At 71.7% G+C, this 1,646-nt stretch carries 2 protein-coding genes; one reads left to right on the top strand and one right to left on the bottom strand.

Annotation, left to right across the window (positions count from 1 at the left end; genetic code table 11):
- Window positions 1–249: 2-oxoglutarate dehydrogenase E1 subunit family protein (locus EIO58_RS19425; protein ID WP_240658989.1), on the bottom strand; the 249-nt coding region annotated here is incomplete at its 3' end.
- A 180-nt stretch (window positions 250–429) separates the two neighbouring features.
- On the opposite strand from EIO58_RS19425, the gene EIO58_RS17495 reads away from it, so the two are divergent.
- Window positions 430–1,646, top strand: a 1,217-nt coding sequence (locus EIO58_RS17495) for a GuaB1 family IMP dehydrogenase-related protein (RefSeq protein ID WP_127820508.1), incomplete at its 3' end; no start/stop codon positions are given.

Raw genomic sequence — 1,646 nt, forward strand, 5'->3', positions numbered from 1 at the left:
CACGGGCGCCTGGGAAGCCGCCGGGGCCTGCGCCGTGGGTGCCGGGGCGGCCGGAGCCCCCGTGCCCGTCGTCGCCTCGGTCGCTGCGGTGCCGTCAACCGGGTGGTAGGCCTCGAGAACGGGCCACCACGCCTTGTCGACGGAGTTCCGGTCGATCTTGAACTGCTCGTACAGCTCGTCGACGAGCCACTCGTTGGCTCCGAACTCTCCCTCGTTCGAAACCCCGACGCCCGTCACCTGGCTCGACACGCTGAATCGCCTGCTTTCATCGGTGAAGTTCTGGGGACACGCATGGGGGCTGCTGAGGCCGGCACGCGCGTCGGTTAAGCCTAGCCCAGTCTTCGGCGTCGGTCCCCGGCTCCGCGGTCCAGTGAGCTGAAAGAACGTGGATCATTCCCCGTACAGAAACTGTCACTACCCTTGGAGGCCATGGAGTTCTACGGTGCATCGCCCGAGGTCGACCTGACGTACTCGGATGTCTTCCTCGTCCCCCGGCGTTCGGCGATCACCAGCCGGCTCGACGTGGACCTCGCTCCGGGCGACGGCACGCCGGCGACGATCCCGCTCGTCTCGGCCAACATGAACTCCGTCACGGGCGCGCGCCTGGCGGCGACGCTCGCCCGCCGCGGCGGGCTCGGCGTGCTGCCGCAGGACATGCCGCTGCAGGAGCTCGACGCAGCGATCCGCTGGGTCAAGGCCCAGCCGGTCGTCTGGGACACCCCGCTGGTGCTGCCGGCCGATGCGACCGTCGCCGACGCCGCCCGGCTGCTGCCGCCCACCGAGGGTCACGCCATCGTGGTGGCGGATGCCTCTTCCGGGCCCATCGACGCCGAAGACATCCTCGGAGTCGTCCCCGCGACCCGCCTCGGAACCGCGCTGCCCGACGCGCGCCTGGGCGACCTCGCACGCGGGCGCGCGGCATCCGTCGACGCGGACGACATCGAGACCGCGCGCCACGCGTTCGACGTGATCGTCGCCGCCGACGCCGAGACGGTGTGCGTGCTGCACCACGGCCACCTCGTCGGAACCCTCTCGCGGCGCAGCGCTCTTCGCTCGACGCTCTACCGCCCGGCCGTCGACGCGTCGGGCCGGCTCGGCGTCGCCGCCGCCGTCGGCATCAACGGCGACGTCGCGGCCAAGGCCAACGCTCTCGCGGCCGCAGGTGTAGACGTGCTGGTCGTCGACACCGCGCACGGTCATCAGGAGGGCATGCTGCGCGCGCTCCGCACGGTCGCAGACCTCGATCTCGGCATCCCGATCGCCGCGGGCAACATCGTCACCGCCGAGGGCGTGCACGATCTCGTGACCTCGGGCGCGACCATCCTTAAGGTCGGCGTGGGACCCGGCGCCATGTGCACGACGCGCATGATGACGGCGGTCGGGCGCCCGCAGTTCTCCGCCGTCCTCGAGACGGCCGAGGCCGCCCGGATCATGGGCGCCCACGTGTGGGCCGACGGCGGCGTGCGCTACCCGCGCGACGTCGCGCTCGCACTCGCGGCGGGCGCCGCGTCCGTCATGATCGGCTCGTGGTTCGCCGGCACCATCGAGGCGCCCGGCGAGGTCCAGGTCGATGAGTCCGGCCGCGCCTACAAGGAGTCGTGGGGCATGGCGTCGACCAAAGCTGTGCACGAGCGCTTCGGGCGCCT

The sequence above is a fragment of the Microbacterium sp. CPCC 204701 genome, assembly GCF_004010105.1.
Classification (GTDB): Bacteria; Actinomycetota; Actinomycetes; order Actinomycetales; family Microbacteriaceae; genus Microbacterium.